Genomic DNA, 4,022 nt, shown 5'->3' with positions numbered 1-4,022 from the left:
CCTTTGAATGATACATTTGAAGTTTATTTCAAATAATCTTTTGGTTCAAATAGATATAAGCGAACAGCCCCCATGTATGTAACCTGTTAAAGGTAATAAGTCTTTTGATTTAAGCATTTCAACTGATTTTTCTCCTACTGCCTTAGCTGACTTCTTTAAATCTAATTCCTCAGCTACTGGAATTAGGAAAACATAAATGTTCTTTGAATTGGAAGTTGTAACTAAAGTTTTAAATACTTCCTCTTTGTTCTTATTTACCTTTTCAGCAACTGATACCCCATCAATTTTACCATCAGTAGTATCGTATGTAGTTACTGAATATGTTATATTCTTTTTATCTAATATTCTCATTGCATTTGTTTTAATTGATTTTTCTTTTGACATAATACTACACCTCTATAATTTACTACTTATATTATATATTAAGAAATAAAACAAATAAACAATTAGTAATGATATATGCATAAACGTTAGATAAATATATATTGTTATTATTTTTAGGATTTATTAAAATGAAATGTCTATAACCAAAATTAATGGGCATAATTTTAGATAGAAGTTATTCTTGGTAAACTTCTGTTAGTATCGATCTAGCTATGTAGCTAGCTTTTGTTTATTATAATCATAGTTCCTTTTTTCATCGTTAATTTGAAAGTTTCTAGAGAAAATCTAGGAACTTTCTATTTGTCTTTAACTCTATATTAATATTTTAAGTTTTGACCTCCAAAACATCCCTAATTATGCATTAACCACTATCAATTATCCATTTAATTGATTTGATTATCTAGTAAAATATAAACTTATGATATAATTATTTAATAAATAAACTAAATACCAAAGAAAAGGAGAAACTATTAATGAAATGTATAACAATTTCTGGTCCTGCAGGACATGGTAAGGATACACTTGCCCATAAATTAAAGTTAAAACTTGAGGCTAAGGGACAAAGAGTATTTATTATTCATTATGCTGACTATTTAAAAATGGTAGCAACTCAGGTTTACAATTGGAACGGTATTAAAGATGAAGTTGGTAGAGATATTCTTCAAAAATTAGGAGATAAGATGAGAGCTCAAGATGAAATGTACTTAATAAATGAGCTTATTAAAATTGTTAATTTAGTTAAAAATGATTTTGATATTGTCCTTATTCCTGATGCAAGATTTCCTAGAGAAATAGAATGCTTAAAAGATATCGGTAGAACAACATCAATTCATATAACTAGAGTTGATTATAAAAGTATTTTAACTACTAATCAAAATAATCATAAAACAGAGAGATCTCTTGATAATTACTCTTATGATTATAATATATTAACTTATACAGATAAAGAAATTAAAGAAATAGATATAATAATAAAAGGTATTTTAAGTTGAAAAGAGGTTGCACCAAAGCAACCTCTTATTTTTAATGACCTATAAGCCCACTTTCATTTAATTTATCTATAAACTTTCTACTTATTCTATTTATTGGCCCCTTTAAAAATAATCCTATTAGTATAAATATTACTCCATAACTTACAATCATAGTTAAATCTCTTAATAAATTCTCCTTTACTACTCCAGCTACTGCCTCTCTCATAGCTGATATTGAATAAGTAAATGGTAAAAATGGATTTACTTTTTTAAAGAAACTCGGCATTACTTCTACAGGGAAGGTCCCACCTGCACCTGCAACTTGAATAACTAGTAATACTACAGCTATAGCCTTTCCAACATTACCAAATATAGAAACTAAAGTATAGACTATTAATATAAATATTATACTGCTTAAAAGACTTATCCCTATAAATAAACCTTTATTTAAGACATAGCACTTAAGTAAATATATATCACCTAAAGTTAATATTAATGCCTGACATATTCCAATAAATCCAAAAGTCAGAAACTTGCCAAAGTACTTTTCATAAGGCTTAAAGTTAATATCTTTCTTGAATCCATGTGGCTCTGTAGTTAATAAAGAAACTAAGATTAAAGCTCCTACCCATAAAGCAAGGGTAGAATAAAATGGTGACATAGCTGATCCATAATTAGGTATAGGGAATAATATCTCCTCTTTTATTTCCACAGGACTGCCTAAAAATTTACTAACAGCCTCCCAATCATTCTTTAGTAAGGATAAAAACTTATCTATATCTTCTTCATCACTTAAAAATACTAGCTTTGAAGCAATACTATTCAATCTATCTTTAATTATTGGCATTTCACTGTTTAACTTTTCTATATCATCTTTACCAAGCTTCAATGCATCATTTAATGTATTAAGCAGATTATCTATATCTGGAATTGCTAATGTTGCTTCCTCTAATAACTTAATTGAATTATTAGATATTTTTGTTAACTCATCTATAGCATTATTAATGGCTGGAATATACTTTGAATCATAGTTGTTTAAAATATTTAAAATTATACTTCTATTATTGGCTATTAATGCTTTTATCTCCTGAAGTTTAGTCTTATCTATAGGCTTTGCATTATTAACTGCATTACTTATTTGATTTATAATATCTGTTACTGAGTTTAATTTTGAACTTGCTAGGGATAAATCATTTACTATTTCTTTTAAATTATCATTAAACTTTGATAATGGTTCTAAAACTTTTATAATTCCATTAATCTTACCATTTATCTCATTACTCTTTATACTAATATTATCTAAACCATTAATAATAGCCTGTTTATCAACATTTAAATTAATTACTGTATTTATTATTCCTTCTAAATTATTAAGTTCCCTATTTATTAATTCTAAATCTGACTTAACTACTGGAGCTACTTCTGCTAATGCTCCCTTTGATTTTTCTAATGCATTTTTAGTATCAACTAATAACTTTTCACTTGAAATTAAAGTATCTTTTACTAATGGTAAATTTTCTTTAGTCCTTAAAATTAAATCTTCTATTTTAGAACTTCCATTATCTAAATCATTAATTACATTTTCTATTTCTGGAACTTTATTATTTATTTCAATAATTCCATTTATAAGCTTTATTATTTTATCTTTTGAACCTTCAATACTTACTCCTGCTTCATTTAGTACCATGAATATTAATCCATCAACAGTTTCAATAATATTAGTATCTACTTGAGATTTTATTGTTGTAACACCCTTTTCTGTAATTTTAGGAGCAATTGCATTACTTTTTACATTTACTTTATATATTAATGTTGGTCTTGTAAGTGTCTTTTCCATTATAGATAGTGTTTCACTAGTAAATTCTTCAGGAATTATTATTGTTGCATAGTATTTTCCTTTTTCAACTCCTGAATTCCCCTCTTCTTCAGATACAAATTTCCAACCTAAGTTAGTATTATTTTTAAGCTTTTCTACAAGTTCATCTCCAACATTAATAAATTTATCTTGAAGATTATCCCCCCTATCCTTATTAACTATAGCAACCTTTATTCCTCCTGTACTTCCATAAGGATCCCAACTAGCTTTAATATTAAACCATGCATATAATGAAGGTAATATCATAAGTCCTAAAATTATAATTAATGCAACATAATTTCTTGAAATACTCTTCAAATCCCTTAGAAATATTTTAAATATATTTTTCATTATTGACCTCCATATCAACCTTATCATTAGTATGGTTTTATTTTTTACTTAAATCATTAAAATTATTAACTTTCTATACTTATTATAAAAATAGTGAAAATCTTGCAAAATGAAATATACTTATCTTATTTTAATCCCCATTCATAAGCGTATAAATATATTTTTATAAATAAAAAAATATCGCATACTATTTTCAGTAATACGATATATATAAGCAATTAACTTTTTAAATTATCTAACCTTTAAAATTCATCATTATACTTTTTACTTGTTCTAAACTTTCTGGTTTTATTAATTCAAGCATTCTAGGAATAAAAGTCATTAAATATTCTTTATTAAAAGTACCCTCTTCTTGTTTGGCAAAACTTTATTTTAATAGTTCCTTAGCTTTATCTTGGTTTTTTTCTTCTACATTTGCCATTATAAAATTTAAAAATTTTTCTTGTCCTGAATTCATATAC

At 25.8% G+C, this 4,022-nt stretch carries 3 protein-coding genes; 1 reads left to right on the top strand and 2 read right to left on the bottom strand.

Going from position 1 to position 4,022, the window contains the following annotated elements; all coding sequences use genetic code 11:
- Positions 1–45 precede the first annotated feature (45 nt).
- Positions 46–384: a YbaK/EbsC family protein gene (locus tag E6248_RS14110; RefSeq protein WP_316341422.1), complete on the bottom strand. Its 339-nt coding sequence runs from the start codon at positions 382–384 to the stop codon at positions 46–48.
- 473 nt (positions 385–857) lie between these two features.
- Between E6248_RS14110 and E6248_RS14105 the strand changes: the two genes are divergently transcribed.
- Positions 858–1,376: a hypothetical protein gene (locus tag E6248_RS14105; protein ID WP_316341421.1), complete on the top strand. Its 519-nt coding sequence runs from the start codon at positions 858–860 to the stop codon at positions 1,374–1,376.
- A 31-nt stretch (positions 1,377–1,407) separates the two neighbouring features.
- Here E6248_RS14105 and E6248_RS14100 read toward each other — a convergent pair whose 3' ends face one another.
- On the bottom strand, positions 1,408–3,561 hold the full coding sequence (locus E6248_RS14100; RefSeq protein WP_316341420.1) for a YhgE/Pip domain-containing protein: 2,154 nt from the start codon (positions 3,559–3,561) through the stop codon (positions 1,408–1,410).
- Positions 3,562–4,022: the final 461 nt, after the last annotated feature.

It is taken from the genome of Clostridium sp., assembly GCF_032552055.1.
Taxonomy (GTDB): domain Bacteria; phylum Bacillota; class Clostridia; order Clostridiales; family Clostridiaceae; genus Clostridium.
Note: the sequence above shows the minus strand (reverse complement) of the source record. Positions and strands in the feature narration are given on the sequence as shown.